The organism is Flavobacterium faecale (genome assembly GCF_048320115.1).
GTDB classification, from domain to species: Bacteria; Bacteroidota; Bacteroidia; order Flavobacteriales; family Flavobacteriaceae; genus Flavobacterium; species Flavobacterium faecale_A.
In genome coordinates this window covers 2,312,487-2,330,940 of the sequence record NZ_CP182943.1, presented here as the reverse complement: position 1 = coordinate 2,330,940, position 18,454 = coordinate 2,312,487, and the positions used below count along the sequence as shown (strand labels likewise).

The window sequence follows — 18,454 nt, the reverse complement described above, 5'->3', positions numbered from 1 at the left end:
GAATGAAAATTACTCAAACCAATTTGTTATGAAAAGAATTAATACGGATTGTGAAAGCTGCACCAATGTAAGTTGTTTTATTAAAAAACACTTACACCTTGAAAAAATGCAAGATTTTGCAAAGCAAAAAAACACATTCTCTTGTAAAAAAGGACAGCAGTTCATGATTGAAGGCGCTCCCATACAAGGATTATACTTTTTATACCAAGGAAAAGTAAAAATCATCAAGACAGGTATCTACGGAAAAGAGCAAATTGTCCGTTTGGCCGTCGAGGGAGACACTATCGGATTTAGAGGTTTTGGAACTCGAAACCGATACCTTATCGGAGCGGCCGCACTAGAAGACACAATTCTTTGCAATTTCAGCAATGATATCATGCACGACATTTTAAAGTCGATCCCTGAATTTACCTATGACATGATGTTGTTTTATGCCGAAGAACTCAATAAGAGTGAAAACAAAGTCAAAAAAATTGCACAGATGAATGTTCGCGAAAGAGTTATTGATACCTTATTGCATTTGTATAAAAAATTTGGACAAACTAATAATTTAATAAACGTTCATTTGTCCCGTAAAGAAATAGCCGATTTTGCCGGTACTACTGATGAACAAGTCACAAGAATATTCTCCAGTCTCAAAAAAGAATCCCTCATTAATATTATAGGAAAAAAAATTAGCTTACTGGAAATTGACAAACTTCAAAGTGAAATTATAGAACACAAGCAGTTTTAAATGCAACCAAGCTGATATCATTCGATTATAAAAAGTCCTTTTCTGGGACTTTTTTTTGATTTACAGAAGTTCACAAGCACTTCTACGTACGTAGGAATACTCAAATTTTATTCAATCTTCTCCAAAACCATCCATCCTACACCCCTTGCAAACAAAAGGCTTACAAGGAAAACATGCGAAAACGCACACTTTTTACTGCTGTTAGTTTCTAAATAATCCATTCAAAAACCTGTTTTTAGCTGTTTTTTACCCTAGACATACGTATAAATACGTACGTATATTTGTCCTGTAGATCATTAGAAAAAACAAATATTAAAATCAATCATTATGAAGTTACTTAAAACAATTTCTTTTAGCTTATTAGGTTTAATTACCGCTAGTACGTATGCACAAGAGTTTAGCTCTGACATTCAAATTAGACCTCGTTACGAATATACTAACGGTTTTGGTACTTTACTAACTCCTACCACTGAACATACTTCATTTATAGGAAACCGTACAAGAGTAAACTTCAATTATGGAGACGCCAAATTAAAAATGAAAGTAGCGTTGCAAAATGTACGCACATGGGGAGCAGTAAACAACCTTACGGGAGGTATTTCAAATGCAACGAATAGTTTTGTGTTATTTGAAGGATGGGCACAATATAGTTTTTCAGACAAATGGAGTACCAAAGTAGGACGTCAACCATTATCATACGATAACCAAAGAATCCTTGGAGGTTTAGATTGGGCAAATCAAGGACGTAGTTTTGATGCCGCTTTAATAAAATTCAAAGGAGCAAAAAGTCAATTAGATTTAGGATTTGCTTTAAATGCTGATTCAGAAGCAAAAGTTGCCCCAGCAACGCCTTTTGCAACCGATTTCAAAGACATGCAATATGCTTGGTACCACACCAACATCAAAAAATTAGGAGTTAGTTTCCTAGCCTTAAACTTAGGAAGAGAGTATTTAAAAACACCTTCTGAAATAGAGACTAATTACTCTCAAACATTAGGTACTTATGCTAATTATGCTGGTAAAAAAGTAACTTTTGACTTTAGTTTATACGGACAAACAGGTAAAATTGGTAAAAATGAAGTTTCAGCATGGCAAACAGCAGCTAACTTAGGTTATGCTTTCACTCCTAAATTCAAAGCTACTTTAGGATACGAATTCCTTTCAGGTAAAGACCAAAACGCTTCTTCTAGCATGGTAAAATCGTTCAACCCTATATTTGGTACTAACCATGCTTTCAATGGGTTTATGGATTATTTCTACGTAGGAAACCACGGTGGTTCAGTAGGATTACAAGATGTTTCGTTGAAATTAGATTTCCCAATCAAAAAAGTAAACTTCTCTCTTACGCCACACCTATTCTACGCTCCTAACAAAATATATGCAGGAACGGTTGAAAAAGATTCTTACTTAGGTACTGAAGTTGATTTAACTGCCGCATACAAAGTATACAAAGACATTACTGTTGTAGCAGGGTACTCTCAAATGTTTGCTTCTGAATCTATGGTGGCTCTTAAAGGAGGAACAGGATTGAAGGACACGACAAACAACTGGGCTTGGGTAATGGTAAACATCAATCCACAAATCTTTTCAAGTAAAAAATAATCAAGTTTAAAGAACTAAAAACAAATAAGATGAAAAAACTAGTATTTAAAATTTCGTTATTAGCGATAACAGCTCTAGGAGTTATCAGCTGTAAAAAAGAAGCTAAAAAAGAAGGAGCTGCAGATGCCGAAACAGCAACCGCTTCAACAACTGAAAAATTAACTTTAGAGAAACCACAAGTAACTTTAGGTTTTATCAAACTAACCGATATGGCACCTCTTGCCATCGCCAAAGAAAAAGGATTCTTTGAAGACGAAGGATTGTTTGTAACTCTTGAAGCACAGTCTAACTGGAAAAATGTCCTTGACCGTGTAATTGACGAGCAAATTGACGGTTCACATATGTTAGCAGGTCAACCTATTGCTGCCGCAGTTGGTTTTGGAAGACAAGCTAAATTAGTAACCACTTTCTCTATGGACTTGAACGGAAACGCGATTACTGTTTCTAACGATGTTTGGTCAAAAATGAAACCTTCATTGCCATTGAAAGACGGAAAACCAGTACACCCAATCAGTGCTAGCGCTTTGTTACCTGTAATTAAAGATTACAAAAACGCTAACAAACCATTCAAAATGGGTATGGTATTCCCGGTATCAACCCACAACTACCAATTGCGTTATTGGTTAGCAGCAGGCGGTATCAACCCTGGAATGTACACCAAAGACAATGCACAAGGAATGATCAATGCAGAAGCACTTTTATCAGTTACACCTCCACCACAAATGCCAGCAACTCTTGAAGCAGGAACAATCAACGGATACTGTGTAGGAGAGCCTTGGAACCAACAAGCAGTAAGCAAAGGAATTGGAGTTCCAGTAATCACTTCACGTGACATTTGGAAAAACCACCCAGAGAAAGTATTTGTAATGACTAAAGCTTTTGTGGAAAAAAATCCAAATACGGCTATCGCAATTACAAAAGCGTTAATTAGAGCTGGTAAATGGTTAGATGATCCAAAAAACAGAGCTGAAGCAGTGAAAATTTTATCTAGTCCTGCTTATGTGGGTGCTGATGAAGCAGTTTTAGGAAACTCAATGACAGGTACTTTCGAATATGAAAAAGGAGACAAACGTGATGAAGCTGACTTCAACGTATTCTTCAAATACCACGCTACTTACCCATTCTACTCTGATGGAGTTTGGTACATGACGCAAATGAGACGTTGGGGACAAATTACAGAAGCACAACCAGCAGATTGGTATGCATCTAAAATTAAAGAGGTTTACTTACCTGAAATTTGGACTAAAGCAGCTGAATTATTAGTAAAAGAAGGAAACCTATCTCAAGAAGATATCCCAACTACTGACGGTTACAAACCAGCAACTACTGACTTTATTGACGGAATTCAATTTGATGGTAAAAAACCATTGGAATACATCAAAAGCATGAAAATTGGGAATAAGAATTAAGTTAAGGGTTTTGAGTGAAGGAGTTCAGTAAGCAGTAGTATGTTTCTCGGATTCTTTCAAAAAAACCAAAACCTTAAACTGCAAAGCATTGGAAATTGAGGATGCTGTAACGGTATCCTCAGTTTTATCAAACAACAAAAACAAAACAAACAAAAACTAGTAAATACCCTCTGTTAGGATTTACGAAACAAATTCAAACTAGACCATTATTTTAAAAAGTACGAATCCTATTTTACGAAATACCATTCCCTTTTTAAAACCAACATTAATAAATAAAAAGACTATGAAGACATTAACAATAAAAACCGTAAATTTTATAGGATTAGGTTATCTAGAACCGCTCATTCGACTAATTTCTGGTGAAGAAGTTAAAAAAAATGCCGCAGCTACTTTTAAGAGAATCCTCTTTCCTTTGCTATCTGTATTTCTATTTATTCTTTTATGGCAATCATTTTCAGATTATTTAGCTAATGTTGAATCTCAAATAAAAATCGAAAAAGCATTAAAAGATCAAGGTCCTGAAGCCGCGAAGAGATTAGAAGACTGTATCGCCTCTGGAGATATCAGTTGCCGACCAAACTCTCTTCCTTCTCCTGTGATGGTCGTAGGTGCTTTGGGTAAATTATGGGATGACCACCTTATAATGGCTGCTAAAAAAGCAGACTTTATTGAAAAATATGCTGCTATAAACACGGAACGTGTTGCCAAAGGTGAAACTGAAATTGTTTACACTGGACGTCCATCATTTGTGGACCAAATCAAAACGAGTTTAAAAACAGTATTCGCAGGATTTTTATTGTCAATCATTATTGCAGTGCCTATGGGAATTGTACTGGGATTGAGTAATACCCTGAGAACCTCTTTTAACTGGATTATCCAAATTTTGAAACCGGTTTCTCCTGTAGTATGGTTGTTATTAGTTTCGATGATTGTAAAAACAGTCTTGACTAATGTAGATGTCGAAAAATCGTTTGTGATTTCATTTATCAGTGTGGGCTTATGTTCGATGTGGGCTACTCTAGTCAACACCAGCGTTGGAGTTTCCTCAGTTGATAAAGATTATATCAATGTTGCCAAAGTATTGCAATTGGGAACATTCAAAAAAATATTCAAAATTATCCTTCCATCCTCGTTTCCAATGATTTTTACAGGATTACGTATTACACTTTCTGTAGCTTGGATGGTTTTAATTGCGATTGAATTATTAGCACAAAGCCCTGGTTTAGGTTCGTTTGTTTGGGAAGAATTCCAAAATGGTTCTAGCGATTCCAACTCAAAAATTATTGTTGCCATGTTTGTGATTGGTATCATCGGATTCATGCTTGATAGAGTCATGATGATTTTCCAAAAACTACTAACGTTTACAGATTAATTTATTTGGAGGAGCTAAGAAGCTAAGACTCTCAGAGACTATGAACCTCAGCAACTCAGAACCTAAAAAACAAAAAGACTATGGCTTATTTAGAACTAAAAAATGTTTGTAAATCTTACGGTGAAGGAAAAAATAAAACCGAAGTATTATCAAACATCAACTTAAAGATAGAAGAAGGCGAATTTGTAGCGATTGTAGGATTTACAGGAAGTGGAAAAACGACTTTGGTCAATTTACTCGCTGGATTAATCGAGCCGGATTCAGGACAAATATTATTCAAAGGACAACCTATTTCAGGAACCAGTCACGAACGTGGCATTATTTTCCAAAACTATTCCTTACTCCCTTGGCTAACGGTTTATGATAACATTGCTATGGCAGTGAGAGCTGTTTTCCCCAATTGGAGCGCAAAAGAAATAGACGAACAGGTGAAAAGTTATATCGAAAAAGTAAACCTTTCGCACGCCATCAACAAAAAACCAAGAGAACTTTCTGGAGGTATGCGTCAGCGTGTAGCGGTAGCAAGAGCCTTGGCTATGAAACCCGAATTGATTTTGATGGACGAACCCTTGGGCGCTTTGGATGCTCTGACTAGAGGAAATTTGCAAGAAGAAATTCTGTCCATCTGGAGCGAAGACAAACGTACAGCCTTGCTAATTACCAATGACGTGGATGAAGGCGTATTTATGGCCGACAGGGTGATTCCGCTACGTCCAGGACCAAGAGCTACTTTAGGACCAGAGTTTGACATCAACATTGAGCGCCCTAGAGACAAAACCGCACTGAACCACAATGATAATTTCAAGAAATTACGTAACGAGATTATTGAATATTTAATGGAGATAGGTCAGGAAAGAACAGCAGGATTAGAAGTCCCTGAATACGAATTACCGGATTTAGTTCCCGTAAAATTTGATTGATTTTTTTGGATACACTAATTAAAAACGTCAGTTCGAGTGTTTTTTGTGAAGTGCAACGGAACAAAAAATGTATCGAGAACCGTTTTTAATGCAATTTTTCCAGTTCTGGATACAATTCACCGCAGCGAATCACTCGAACTGACGCAAATTATCACCCCAATCTTAGCTACTCAAATCCTCAGCACCTTAAAAAAACAGAAAACATGACAGACACACAACTACACACAAAAGATATAGCAAGAGACGCACTCGGTTTTGAAAAATACATGTTGGAATTGTCCAACGTTACCAAAGTCTATCCTACGCCAAAAGGGGACTTTGTAGTACTCGAAAATTTGAATCTAAAAATAAAAGAAGGCGAATTCGTTTCCATCATTGGTCATTCTGGTTGTGGAAAAACCACCTTACTCTCTATGATTGCAGGATTGAACCCCATTACAAGCGGCGAAATCATCTTAGACGGAACACCTATCAAAGGACCAGGCCCAGACCGTGGTATCATCTTTCAGTCTCCAAGTTTGTTGCCTTGGATGAGCGCTTTAGAAAACGTTCAATTGGGTGTTGACAAAGTCTTTCCTCATGCTACCAAAAAACAACGCGAAGACATTTGCAAATACTACCTGAGTAAAGTAGGTCTCGACGGTGCTTTTAACAAAAAAGCCAACGATATGTCACAAGGTATGAAACAACGTGTGGGCATCGCCAGAGCCTTGACCTTGAAACCACAAGTATTGCTTTTGGACGAACCCTTCGGAATGCTCGATTCCCTAACCCGTGGCGAATTGCAAGACGTACTACTAGAAGTTTTAGACAAAGAAAAAACAACAGGAATCATGATTACCCACGATGTCGATGAATCGATTTTCCTAGCCGACAGAGTCATCATGATGACCTCAGGCCCAAGAGCCCAAATAGGCGACATCCTAGACATCACCTACGATCGTCCCCGCAACCGTAAAGCCATCCTAGAACACGAAACTTATTACGCCAACAGGGAACACCTCATCAACTTCCTTGAACATTAATATTTTGCCCCAAATTTATTCATTCCAAAATCGAACAGCTACCTACGCTCGTTCGATTTTTTTTTGGGGAGCAGAATGACTAGTTTCCAAAACAAACTCCCCTCCTGCTCTCGCCTTTATCTTTTTATTTTGTCAGGCTGAGCCTGTCGAAGCCTTTTTCAAATAGCAACATCATGCTGAGTTAACCCGAGTTCTAAAAACAAAATAAAAAGGATACCGGCTCCATCAGGGCTAAAAATCGCGTTTTTATTTTCATAATGTCGTTTAGCAAAATATCTTACAAAAAATATTTCCTTGTACTCCTTTGTAAGAAAAAAAAGAATATATTTGAAATTATAAATAATACGCAATCATAAATATAAAGATCTGCGCATAACATGCCCTTTTAGAATAAAACTAACATAGTTTATGCGCGAATAAGCTAGTTGTATACAATTAAAAAATAAGGACTAAAATGAGAATTGGAATACTAATTGGAATAAGTGAATATGAGAATTACGATAATCTTCCAGGCTGTGATAACGACTTAAATGCTATTAGTGAGGTATTGCATACTTCAAAAGAATTTGACGAGATTAAAGTTTTTAACAAAAAAGTTGACAGCAATAACATTAAGTCTGAATTATCTAAACTTTTTTCGGACTGGAAAGGGAATGAAATTGAAGAACTATTCTTTTACTTTTCTGGTCACGGGAGTTTTATGAATAATGAATTTTACTATATTCTGTCAAATTTTGATGAATCGCAGAAAAGACAAACGTCACTTCAGAATTCTGAAATTGATAATATGATAAAAAGCATCAAACCAAAAATGGTCACTAAAGTAATTGATGCCTGTCAATCTGGAGTTTCTTACATAAAAGGAAATTCAAACATTGTTGAAAAATACTATTCAAAAACAACTGATAGTTTTGAAAAATGTTATTTTATGCATTCAAGTATGACCTCGCAATATTCATATCAAAATGCGGATTTAAGTGATTTCACAAAAGGCTTCCTTGAAGCTATAAGCGTTAACAATAAACCAACTATAAGATATAAAGATATTATAGATTTTATTTCTGATGAGTTTGAAAAAAGTACAGAACAGACACCTTTCTTTATTACACAAGCAGACCATACAGAGAGTTTTTTAACTACATCTAAAGAATTACAAGATGTTATTTCAAAATATATAATAAAAGAGGAAAAAGAAACAGAAGTCGCTAAAGAAGAATCCATTAAGTACAACTCCTATCTAGATAGAATAAAAAAAGATGCAGAAATTTATTCTACTCAAGAAGAAACTCAACAACTATTAAACGAAATAAAAGAGTTAATAATTGAAACAACTTTAAAAACGGAAATAAATGAATTATATAAATACAAAAATTCATTTTCGCATCATTTAAGGGATTTACCAAAAGGAATTTTAATTGCACGTTGGCTTGAAGATAATCCCAATGATTATTTTGCAAAGGCTGATTACGAGAAAGTATCATATCAAGAAGAAGAAACTAGTCCTAATCGGTTCGGCACATTTTCAAGTATGATGAGAGGTACTAAAATAGTAACCAAATACAGAAATGACTTAATGGGATTCGAACAACCAATAGACATTCCATATAAATACATTACGATTGACTTTTCACCAATCTATCCGAATTTGACACAATATGCCTTATTATTTACATTTTTGATTTCTAAAAAAGATATTAAAGTTTTTTATGCTTTTACTAGTTATACAGAAACCGATTGGAGCCGTAGAGAAATAAATATAAATTTCAAATGGAGTTCTGATGATTTTCTAATTAAAAATAAAAATCAAATTCTAGAATTCATTTCTAATATTATTTCTGGGACAGAAAAAAATATATTAAAAGCACTACAAGAAAAATTTGATACAAAAAAATAACCCCCGCTACCGCACGAATCCTTCCTGAAATCCGTATGTCTAATATTGAAAGGCTCGGTGATATTTTTATATTTTATTTACAATTCTATGAGAATTTCGAAAATAGAAAACTTTTTCAACCTAGAGTCTTCTTGATAACTTATTTTTAAGAACAAAAAAGACTGTTAAATCAATTAGAACTATTAATAAATATTAGACATACGGATTTCAGGATCCTTTCGTGTGGTACGTTATCATTAAAGTAACCCTGCTCCCCGCCTCTCCGAAGAGTACAAAACATTGTTCTAATTGCTGCGCAAATGTCTCTGACTTTGCGCAATTTTAATAGGTTGTTATAAACGAAAACGTTCAAAAAGTCTCCTGACTTTTGCAAAAAATATTTTCAAAACCCATAAAAGGGAGCAAATTATAGATAAACTTTGTAGAGTTACTTACGGAGTTCCCTCCTGTCGTCGGGAAGACAAGATTGGGGTTACAAGGCTTGAAACTTGGTGTTTCCAATGCTACCACCTCCGCAGTTCCCCGCTACCGCACGAATCCTTTCGTGTGGTACGTTATCATTAAAGTAACCCTGCTTCCCGCCTCTACGAAGAGTACAAAACATTATTCTAACAGCTGCGCAAATGTCTCTGACTTTGCGCAATTTTAATAGGTTGTTATAATCGAAATCGTTCTAAATGTCTCCTGACTTTTGCAAAAAACAAATTCAAAACCCATAAAAGGGAGCTAATCATAGACAACCTTTGTAGAGTTACTTACGGAGTTCCCTCCTATCGTCGGGAAGACAAGATTGGGGTTACAAGGCTTGAAACTTAGTGTTTCCAATGCTACCAACTCCGCAGTTCTCCAAAAAGTACAAAACATAGTCTTAACTGCTGCGCAAATGTCTCTAACTTTGCACATTTTTAATAGGTTGATATAAACGAAAACGTTCTAAAAGTCTCCTGACTTTTGCAAAAAACATTTTCAAAACCCATAAAAGGGAGCAAATTATAGATAAACTTTGTAGAGTTACTTACGGAGTTCCCTCCTATCGTCGGGAAGACAAGATTGGGGTTACGAGGCTTGAAACTTGGTGTTTCCAATGCTACCGCCCCGCTACCGCACGAATCCTTTCGTATGGTACGTTATCATTAAAGTAACCCTGCTCCCCGCCTCCCCGAAAAGCACAAAACATTGTTCTAACTGCTGCGCAAATGTCTCTGACTTTGCGCAATTTTAATAGGTTGTTATAAACGAAATCGTTCTAAAAGTCTCTTGGCTTTTGCAAAAAATATTTTCAAAACCCATAAAAAGGAACAAATCATAGACAACCTTTGTAGAGTTACTTACGGAGTTCCCTCCTATCGTCGGGAAGACAAGATTGGGGTTACGAGGCTTGAAACTTGGTGTTTCACCGCTATCCGAAATGTATCAAATCTTAATGTAGCAACTTTGAAAAGTTCTAAAATGTTGCAAAGTTTTTTAGGTTATTCTTAAATTTACGTATTTTCCAATTGGATACATCCTAGTCTTCTGTTAGTTCGTTAAGCCTTAAAAAGTAAAAAGTATGAGAAAAATTATAGCAGCAATAAACCTCACAATTGACGGCTTTTGCGACCATACTGCTGGCATACCAGATGCCGAAATACATCAACATTACACAGAACTATTAAATCAAGCAGATGTAATTTTATATGGCAGAACAACATTTGAGCTAATGAATTTTTGGCAACCCTTCATCGAAAATCCTTCGGGCGAAAAAGCAATGGATGAATTTGCACAAGCTATCGATACAATTCCAAAAATAGTCTTTTCCAATACGCTCAAAAAAGTAGATTGGAAAAGTGCAACATTAACAGACCAACCTATTGAAAAAGTGATTTCAGAATTAAAGCAACAACCAGGGAGAGCTATTTTGATTGGCAGTCGAAGTTTGATTGTTCAATTAACGAACCTTAATTTGATCGATGAGTATCAATTGTGTATTCATCCTGTCATTGTTGGTAAAGGTTTACCGCTATTTGACAAAATACAGGATAGAACGATTTTTAAATTATTAAATACTAAAACCTTTAAATCGGGTGCCATTATCCATTATTACAAACAAGCTTAATTGTACTAAGGTCTCCGATAGGTGGTAATCCTTTCCAAACTATAAAAAAAGCTGTTGAATGAACAACAGCTTTTTCTAAAAAAACGAATCTAATTCGTCTAACCACTTATTTTTTATTGCATTTTTTTTGCTTGCTCAAAATGAGTTGTCAACCCAATTACTTGACGGGAAGCCCAAAGTTTAAGATCAGTATCCTTTGCTTTCTGTGAAATCTCAGTCATTTTGTCCATCGCTCTTTCCTGTTCTTCTACGATGATTTCAACAAACATTTTATCAAAATCCATTCCTGACTTTGATTTCAGTTTAATGTAATTCTCGTTATCCATTTCTGCATTGCCATCAGGCATAGTTACCGTAATTTTACTAGATAACGTTTTTGCTTCTTCCATTGATTTTAAATTGTCGGCCACAAGCAATTTTCCGTAATCTTTAACCTCCTTACTTAATCCTTTTTGTAATGCCAGTTTTCCAAGAGCCATTTCAAACCTGCTAATTTCTACTGCATCTTCTAAATATTCTACATCATTTTCAATAGTATCATTTTCCAGCATTTCCTCATTGGAATCTTCAACAACTTCTTGTATTTCTTCTCGTTTAGGCTCATTTTTGCAAGAGTTCATAGTGCACAACAACAATCCTGAACCCAAAACAATCTTACTAAACATCAATATCTTTTTCATATTCTAATTCTTTTAAAAGTTTATTCCAAAGTTATTCGTTTACATCCTTACCATTTTACATCATTATATTAAAACATTATATTATTTATCGATTCCTTATTATATATTTACCAGACTTCCCAAAATCAGAAACATTTACGTAGCACGCATAATCATGTTAGCTTCACTTCGAAGTGCTAAAGGATTTATTCTAAGAAAATAGCACAAAAAAAGAGACTGACGAAAATTTCTTTTCGACAGCCTCTCATCACACAAATTTAAACAACGAGATTAAATTTTATAAGTTATAAGCGTAAATCGTTTTGTCGTTTGCTTTATAATACAAAACACCCGCAATTTCATCCACCTGATATTCTGGCTTTTTGTCTTTAAGAAGTATTTCTTTATCAGCTTTACCAGTATCTTTATTTACTTTGACTAAGCCCACACCGCTATCCAATTTTGTTAATATAAACTGGGCATTTTCTGTGGCTGCTGTGGCTTTAAAACGTTTTGACATTACCTCAAAAGCAGTACTTCCTATAGATGCAAACATATCGGCAGCCCGTTTGTTTTCTTTACCATAGTCGTTATAATTGCTTAAGTCATTAGCACTACCGTATGAGCTTGTTCTATTCGCCCCAGCTTTGGCTGCATGAGCCGCTGCCAATCCAGTTGCAGCTACAGCAGCTATTCCCGAAAGCACTTTTATAAAACCACTTTGTCCTGGCGATTTATAATACTCATGAAACTTATCTTTTCCTTGTGCATCTAACATAGCCACATTTTGAGAAGAGCTTAAGAATATATTACCATTTCGGATTTCCATACTATTGGCTACTTCTTTTTCATCAAATTTTACTTTTGCAAAATCACTTACGTCTCCAGATTTAGCATCAATAGCAAAAACTTCTCCATCGGCTGCAATCAGGTATCTGTTTTTTGCACTGTCAAACGTAGAGGCTACTGCAGCTGAATTTTTATATTTTAATGGTTTTTTCCATACCTGGTCACCTGTTTTTAAGTTTACAATATTAGCATCTTCACTAGTGATATAAATTAAACCTTGAGGTGATTCGGCCATAACCATTATGTTCTCCCCTGTTTTTAAAGGCTTTTTAAACAATGTTTTTCCGTCAAATGATATTTTGTTGATTCCACCTTGTTGAATCCCAAATAATATCCCATCCTCTTGTACATAAAAATGTTGTACATAGCCTTTTGTTTTTGGCGCTTTATCCCATAAATCTTCTCCCGATGATGCACTTAAAAAAGCGATTTCAGATTCATCTTTTGTTGCAAATACACTAGTGCTTCCTCCTGAACTTTTATCACTTACGACTGCTATCCCTTGAGGCAAAATTTGGAAATTAGATACATTTCCTTGAACTTTCCTATCATCTTTCCACAGTTCGGCACCGTTACTTCCTATTTTATGAATACGGGTATTTTTTCCGTTAGAAGTTGTTTCAAAGCCGTAAATTTCTTTTTCGGTTTCATCGGCCACCATCCAGTTTACACCTTTAATTTTACATTCCCATAAATCATCTCCTTTATGGGATTTAGCAATTAATCCTTGAGCCGTTGGTATAATCAACATACTTTTCAATAGTAAAGGTGTCCCTGTGACACTAAAATCTTTTGCGATACCCACTCTTCCGGGCTTATCCAAGAAGAATTTATAATCTAATTTTTGAGCGCCTAAATCATAAACCGCTACTCTAGCCGTCATTTTTTCAGCTTTATCACCTTCTTTTTGTATTCCGCTAATGATGAGTTTATTTTGTGGCAAGACCACATTACAGGTGTAAATTTGATTCCAATTTTCAGTCTCCGAATTAAAAATGACTTTTCCTGTGATATAATTTATAACTGCCCTTTTAGTTTTGGCGATTCCTGCAAATTTAGAATTCGCACCTTGTGAAACTACGATATACGGGGAAGCAGGTATAAAATCAGTTTCTTCTGGACTTAATTTCCCAAAGTCGTTGAATGTAAATATAGGTGTGCTTTTCTTTGGGTCAATCCCCACTAATCCATCATTGGTTGCTGCAATTAAAATTCCTCCAACAGTTAGTGTCATTTCGTTAATTTTCGCACCTAAATCATAGGTCTGTTGTGGGGTTTCTGCTTTTTGTGCTGTTGTTAGATTTACCATTAGCATCCCGACTAACAGTAAAATACTTTTGTTTAAATTTCTCATAGTTCGTCTTAATTTTGTGTTGTTTAATTCGTTGGTTACAATTCAATTATGTGGTTTTGATACTATTAACAAGTCTTTCAAATTTGATTTTAATGTAATTCTGAATCAATGCTAATCCTGTTTGAGGATCTTTTTAATTTCAGTTCTATGTTCTGTTTTTATTTTTAAAAAGTACATTCCAGAAGGCAAATCCGCTATATTCAATTGATGTTGCTGACTTTTTACATCTTGTGTACGCATCAATTTTCCATTCATATCAACTAATTGAACTTGCTCCATGTTTTCACTTGACTGAATAGTAATTACAGTTGAAGCTGGATTTGGAAATACTAAAACAGACTGATTGACAAAATTCTTCTCTGCCACACTTAAAGGAGTGTTATCAGGGGTATTTTGAACTATTCTTCCGTCTTCCCATACTGACACAAACGTTTCTGCTGAAAAATAGTGCATGCCTTGCATTTTATCTGTAGACCCTCCTTGTTTATAGGGCACTATTAACTCTGTTGTCCAAGAAGCACCGCCATCACTACTTTTGTAAATCGTATTGTTGCTTACAGATACATCAGAAGTGTTATAACGGTTGATATATAGATTGTTTGGTCCTGCAAGATGTAAAGACAAATTCAGTGCAACCGTAAAACTTGGTACATTAGGGTTGGGCGCGACAGTTATTAAAGAGTTTATCGTTCCAACCTTAGCATAGGTTGACCAGCCATCAGTCGTTTTAAAAATTAAAGTTGTGGAATCAGTGGAATTCGTAGCAATTATGTATCCAGTATTATCATCAACCATTTCTAAAATAACCCCTTGTATATTGGGCTCTGTAATTGTTTGAACGGTAGTTGTACTTCCATTTGTTTTATTCATTTCCAATATATTGGCTCCAGAAACAATTAACAATTTTCCAGAAGCTGTCACCGTACCATCAAATGAACCTCCTAGACTTCCTAGTATGTTCCAGCTTACACCTTGATCTTTTGAAATTAGATTTTGTCCATTTCGAAACAGTACTATCGTTGATAAATCCGCCGATGCTCTAAATTTTCTTGATATCAAGTTTACCCCATTTGAATACCTTTTATTCCAAGTTAATCCTGCATCATTCGAAACGTATATATTGCTTTGCCTGTCTCCTACTACCATTAATGTTTCATTAAAAACTTCGCAGGCTTTTAAATCTTGGGTTCCCAGAGCAGTTGTAGATGGGGTGTAGGTTTTGCCTCTGTCATGTGTGTAGCTATAATTACCACTATTCCCAACAATTATCCCTTTGTTATTATAAAAGGAAACATCATTATAACTCGTCCTGGTAACTCGTTGTTGCAATTGGGTCCAAGGCAAGCCTATGCCTTCTGAAAAATAGGTTGCAAATTGACCGTTCCAGCTAATTTGGCTTACTAAGTAATTCCCAACTTCATGTAGTCTTGCGGGAGTGTTTTTTGGCATCGGAATCGTTGAGGCTTGCCATGTAAGTCCTTTATCTACACTGACCTTCAAACCCGTAGTTGTAAAGTTCGCATAAATGGTATTTATATTTGGGGCATAGACAAAAGTAGCATTGGTAGGAAAACTACTAAAGGCAGTCCAACTATCTCCTCCGTTAGTGGTATAAAACCAACTACTTGCAGATACTATTCCTATCCCAGTTAAGGCATCCAAAGGAATAAACTCACTTAAATTTGATGAAGAAGCTCCAACAGGTTTTTTATTGGTAAAAGTGAGCCCGCCGTCTGTACTAACATCTAAATCACTAGGTTTTGCTACAATCCACGTTTTTCCATCTTTATAACTGATAGGGCTGTAAATTGTGGTTTTAACCAATGACCAAGTATTACCATCTGGAGAATGATAGTATTCGCCTGTCGATGTTGATATTTTTTTTCTTCCAAAAAAACCAGAATTAGTCGTTATAATTTTATCAAACGGAATGGCACTTTGGGTAAAACTTTGCCAATTATTGGTAGTGTACTGATAACTTCCTGTACCAGTAGTTGCAAAGCCTGTATCACCAATCATAACAAAGTTGTTTAATCGCTGATTATTGCTATCGTTTAGATAGGTCAAACTACCATTGCTTAAATCATAATTGATAATATAGGATTCTGAATATTTCCCAGCAGACAAAACAATAGAACTATTGCTTTTTTTGCCCCATCCATACCCATCAAATGATTCGGGATGATTTATAATTTGCGCTTTCCCAGTTAGAGCAATCAGTAAAATACTTCCTAATAGTAAAAGTTGTTTCATAGTGGTTTGTTTTCAAAAAATGTAACTTAAATACATACTATAATCTAGTATCATAAAAAATAGATTGTTTTTTTAATCATCTACTTTTTACAAAATTATAGGATATGTGTTAGCATTTTCTAGAAAACTTGTCTCATCTTAGAACATGAGGCAAAATTATAACACTGTGTATCAATCAATTAAGATAGTAAGACAAAGTCGGTTGGATTTTTGCCTGTTACTTTTTTAAAAGACCTATAAAAAGAGGCTCTACTATTGAACCCAACTTCGGAGGCAATATTCTCGATTGTGTCCACTTTTGAATCGAAGGTTTTCAACAAGATGATGGCTTCATCGACGCGCGCTTCATTTATAAAATCAAAAAAAGATTTTTTAAAATGTTGATTCAAAATTTGCGAAACTATATAAGGTTGTTCTTCCACCATGTCCGAAAGTGTCGTCAAATTAAGTTTGTTGTCTTTGAACACTTTGTCGGTTTTTATCAATTCTTCCAAGACAGTAATGGTACTGTCCCATCGGCCATCTTGTATCCAATTGGTCGATTTACAACTAGTATATTCTGTAATTCTTTTGTTCTCAGCGACCAGAGCATTAAAGGATTCATGGCTAAAAATAGCGTTGTTTTTGATAGAGAAAGTAATGACAAACAAATAAATCACTGTCATTACTACTGGTAATACACCATAATCAACAATATTTGCGGGTAACAAAATATAGAATACTACCAACAAGAAGTTAAGTATTGCCATGAGCAAAATAAATTGTCGGGCAAACAACAACTTTACTGATTCGGTTGCAGATAAATTATTTTTAACCGCAATTCGATATTTTTTAATATCGATAAATAATTCTACCAGATAAATCATCTGGCAGATGTAAAACACAACATTATACATATCCATAATTTTTGGATACTCATCTGTGCTCAAGTGATTGATGTAGTTTGTTTGCTCGGTTGAACTAAGCAAACAGAAGTCTAGTAGTAATACCACGCTAAACAAAATTGTAACAGCCGAAGCAATAACTAGATAGGACTTAATCTTTTTAGTATTTCCAATTAAAATGTGCAGGTACTTATATACCGTAATTGGAAATAAATTGGCTATCATTTGGACAAAAAAGAAAAAATAAGGTGCCGAATGAATCAGTCCTGTATTAATCAAAATATTATCAAAAAAGTATAAGCCCGGAATCGCAAATATTACAGCTAAAAGGTAATTAGGATAGCTATTATTTTTCCTAATTAAAAGAAAAGTACACAACACCACAATATTGAATACGGCAAGAATATTCAGAATCGTATATATGATGTTCTCTTTCATTCTTTTTATTTAATGCTAGTTGGTGAAACTTAACAGCTTTTTTAGAAGTGATTTCTATCGAAAAAACAATCGAGAAAACGGCAAAATTGTTTCGCTGCCTGAGCAATAAACAATTATTTAAATCACCTAAGGTTTCGAAAATACAAATTCCGACTAAAGAATCAAACTTATGGCGATTTATTTTTAATAAAGTAAAAGTTAATTGCTGTTGCTTTCTTTAGGAAAATCTAAAGGCTCCCCTAAGAGTACTTAAGTTTATTAGTACTATTGGCAAGGTCTCCCGACTTTGAGCCCGCAAAGATTGGTCCTTCACATAAGGTGAATAACAAGTTTAATCCATTTAAAGTAAGCTTTAAGCAAAAGACTAATTTAATATCTCAAAACTTAAAAAAAAAATGAGCCCGATACATGATCGAACTCATCTTAATAAAACTAATTAAAAAATTTATCTAAACTTTTGGATACAGTCTAATTTTTGAAACTAACTTAACTGATAATTTTAATTTGATTGCTTCAAAATCACAGCACTATAAATTATCCTCTTTAGTGGAAGTACTTCCTACTTGAGTGCTCGCATCATCCTTATTTGCTGTTTTCACCCAAGGTCCATAGTTTTTATATGCTGGACCAGTTAAATTTTGTCTTTCATTACCAACGGTACTCACTAAAACTAAGTCCTTGTTTGAATTATCTCTAGCAACTTGATAATTTTTATAAGCTGGACCTTTTAGCTCTTTTTTATTGTTGTTAGTATATACTTTAGTTGGCACTGCTTTGTGCGTCCAAGATTTATAATTTTTGTAAGCTGGGCCTTTTAAATCACTCTGTTTTACACTAGTTTCCGCTTGTGCAAATGCACTAAAAGAAATTAATAAAACTCCTAAAATCATTACTATTGTTTTCATGGCTATTACTTTTAATGTTCTTTACAAAGATACATTCAGTAATAGGCTTTTAGGATTAGGAG

Annotated in this window: 13 protein-coding genes; 8 read left to right on the top strand and 5 right to left on the bottom strand. The window is 34.9% G+C overall.

Annotated elements, in window-relative coordinates; translation table 11 throughout:
• Positions 1 to 28: 28 nt before the first annotated feature.
• From ACNH59_RS09840 to ACNH59_RS09805, 8 genes are all read left to right on the top strand, one after another.
• A complete protein-coding gene (locus ACNH59_RS09840) occupies positions 29 to 733 on the top strand; it encodes a Crp/Fnr family transcriptional regulator (protein WP_418262374.1) in 705 nt (234 codons plus the stop codon).
• Positions 734 to 1,060: 327 nt separating this feature from the next.
• On the top strand, positions 1,061 to 2,335 hold the full coding sequence (locus tag ACNH59_RS09835) for an alginate export family protein (protein WP_418262373.1): 1,275 nt from the start codon (positions 1,061 to 1,063) through the stop codon (positions 2,333 to 2,335).
• Between the two features lie 29 nt (positions 2,336 to 2,364).
• Positions 2,365 to 3,744 carry a CmpA/NrtA family ABC transporter substrate-binding protein gene (locus ACNH59_RS09830; RefSeq protein ID WP_418262372.1) on the top strand — a complete coding sequence of 460 codons (1,380 nt, stop codon included), beginning with the start codon at positions 2,365 to 2,367 and terminating at the stop codon, positions 3,742 to 3,744.
• A 283-nt stretch (positions 3,745 to 4,027) separates the two neighbouring features.
• Positions 4,028 to 5,116 (top strand): ABC transporter permease, encoded by a 1,089-nt coding sequence (locus ACNH59_RS09825; RefSeq protein WP_418262371.1) that lies wholly within the window; start codon positions 4,028 to 4,030, stop codon positions 5,114 to 5,116.
• An 80-nt stretch (positions 5,117 to 5,196) separates the two neighbouring features.
• A complete protein-coding gene (locus tag ACNH59_RS09820) occupies positions 5,197 to 6,036 on the top strand; it encodes an ABC transporter ATP-binding protein (protein WP_418262370.1) in 840 nt (279 codons plus the stop codon).
• A gap of 203 nt (positions 6,037 to 6,239) precedes the next feature.
• On the top strand, positions 6,240 to 7,061 hold the full coding sequence (locus tag ACNH59_RS09815) for an ABC transporter ATP-binding protein (protein ID WP_418262369.1): 822 nt from the start codon (positions 6,240 to 6,242) through the stop codon (positions 7,059 to 7,061).
• A 454-nt stretch (positions 7,062 to 7,515) separates the two neighbouring features.
• The gene (locus ACNH59_RS09810; protein WP_418262368.1) at positions 7,516 to 8,955 is read left to right on the top strand and encodes a caspase family protein; all 1,440 of its coding nucleotides are present in this window, start codon (positions 7,516 to 7,518) and stop codon (positions 8,953 to 8,955) included.
• 1,549 nt (positions 8,956 to 10,504) lie between these two features.
• On the top strand, positions 10,505 to 11,050 hold the full coding sequence (locus ACNH59_RS09805) for a dihydrofolate reductase family protein (RefSeq protein WP_418262367.1): 546 nt from the start codon (positions 10,505 to 10,507) through the stop codon (positions 11,048 to 11,050).
• 113 nt (positions 11,051 to 11,163) lie between these two features.
• Here ACNH59_RS09805 and ACNH59_RS09800 read toward each other — a convergent pair whose 3' ends face one another.
• From ACNH59_RS09800 to ACNH59_RS09780, 5 genes are all read right to left on the bottom strand, one after another.
• Positions 11,164 to 11,730, bottom strand: a complete 567-nt coding sequence (locus ACNH59_RS09800) for a DUF4142 domain-containing protein (protein ID WP_418262366.1) — start codon at positions 11,728 to 11,730, stop codon at positions 11,164 to 11,166.
• A 277-nt stretch (positions 11,731 to 12,007) separates the two neighbouring features.
• Positions 12,008 to 13,912 (bottom strand): PQQ-binding-like beta-propeller repeat protein, encoded by a 1,905-nt coding sequence (locus ACNH59_RS09795; protein WP_320889714.1) that lies wholly within the window; start codon positions 13,910 to 13,912, stop codon positions 12,008 to 12,010.
• Between the two features lie 111 nt (positions 13,913 to 14,023).
• A complete protein-coding gene (locus tag ACNH59_RS09790; protein WP_418262365.1) occupies positions 14,024 to 16,165 on the bottom strand; it encodes a T9SS type A sorting domain-containing protein in 2,142 nt (713 codons plus the stop codon).
• Between the two features lie 179 nt (positions 16,166 to 16,344).
• Positions 16,345 to 17,487, bottom strand: a complete 1,143-nt coding sequence (locus ACNH59_RS09785) for a helix-turn-helix domain-containing protein (protein WP_418262364.1) — start codon at positions 17,485 to 17,487, stop codon at positions 16,345 to 16,347.
• A 527-nt stretch (positions 17,488 to 18,014) separates the two neighbouring features.
• A complete protein-coding gene (locus tag ACNH59_RS09780; protein ID WP_418262363.1) occupies positions 18,015 to 18,392 on the bottom strand; it encodes a hypothetical protein in 378 nt (125 codons plus the stop codon).
• Between the last annotated feature and the right edge of the window lie 62 nt (positions 18,393 to 18,454).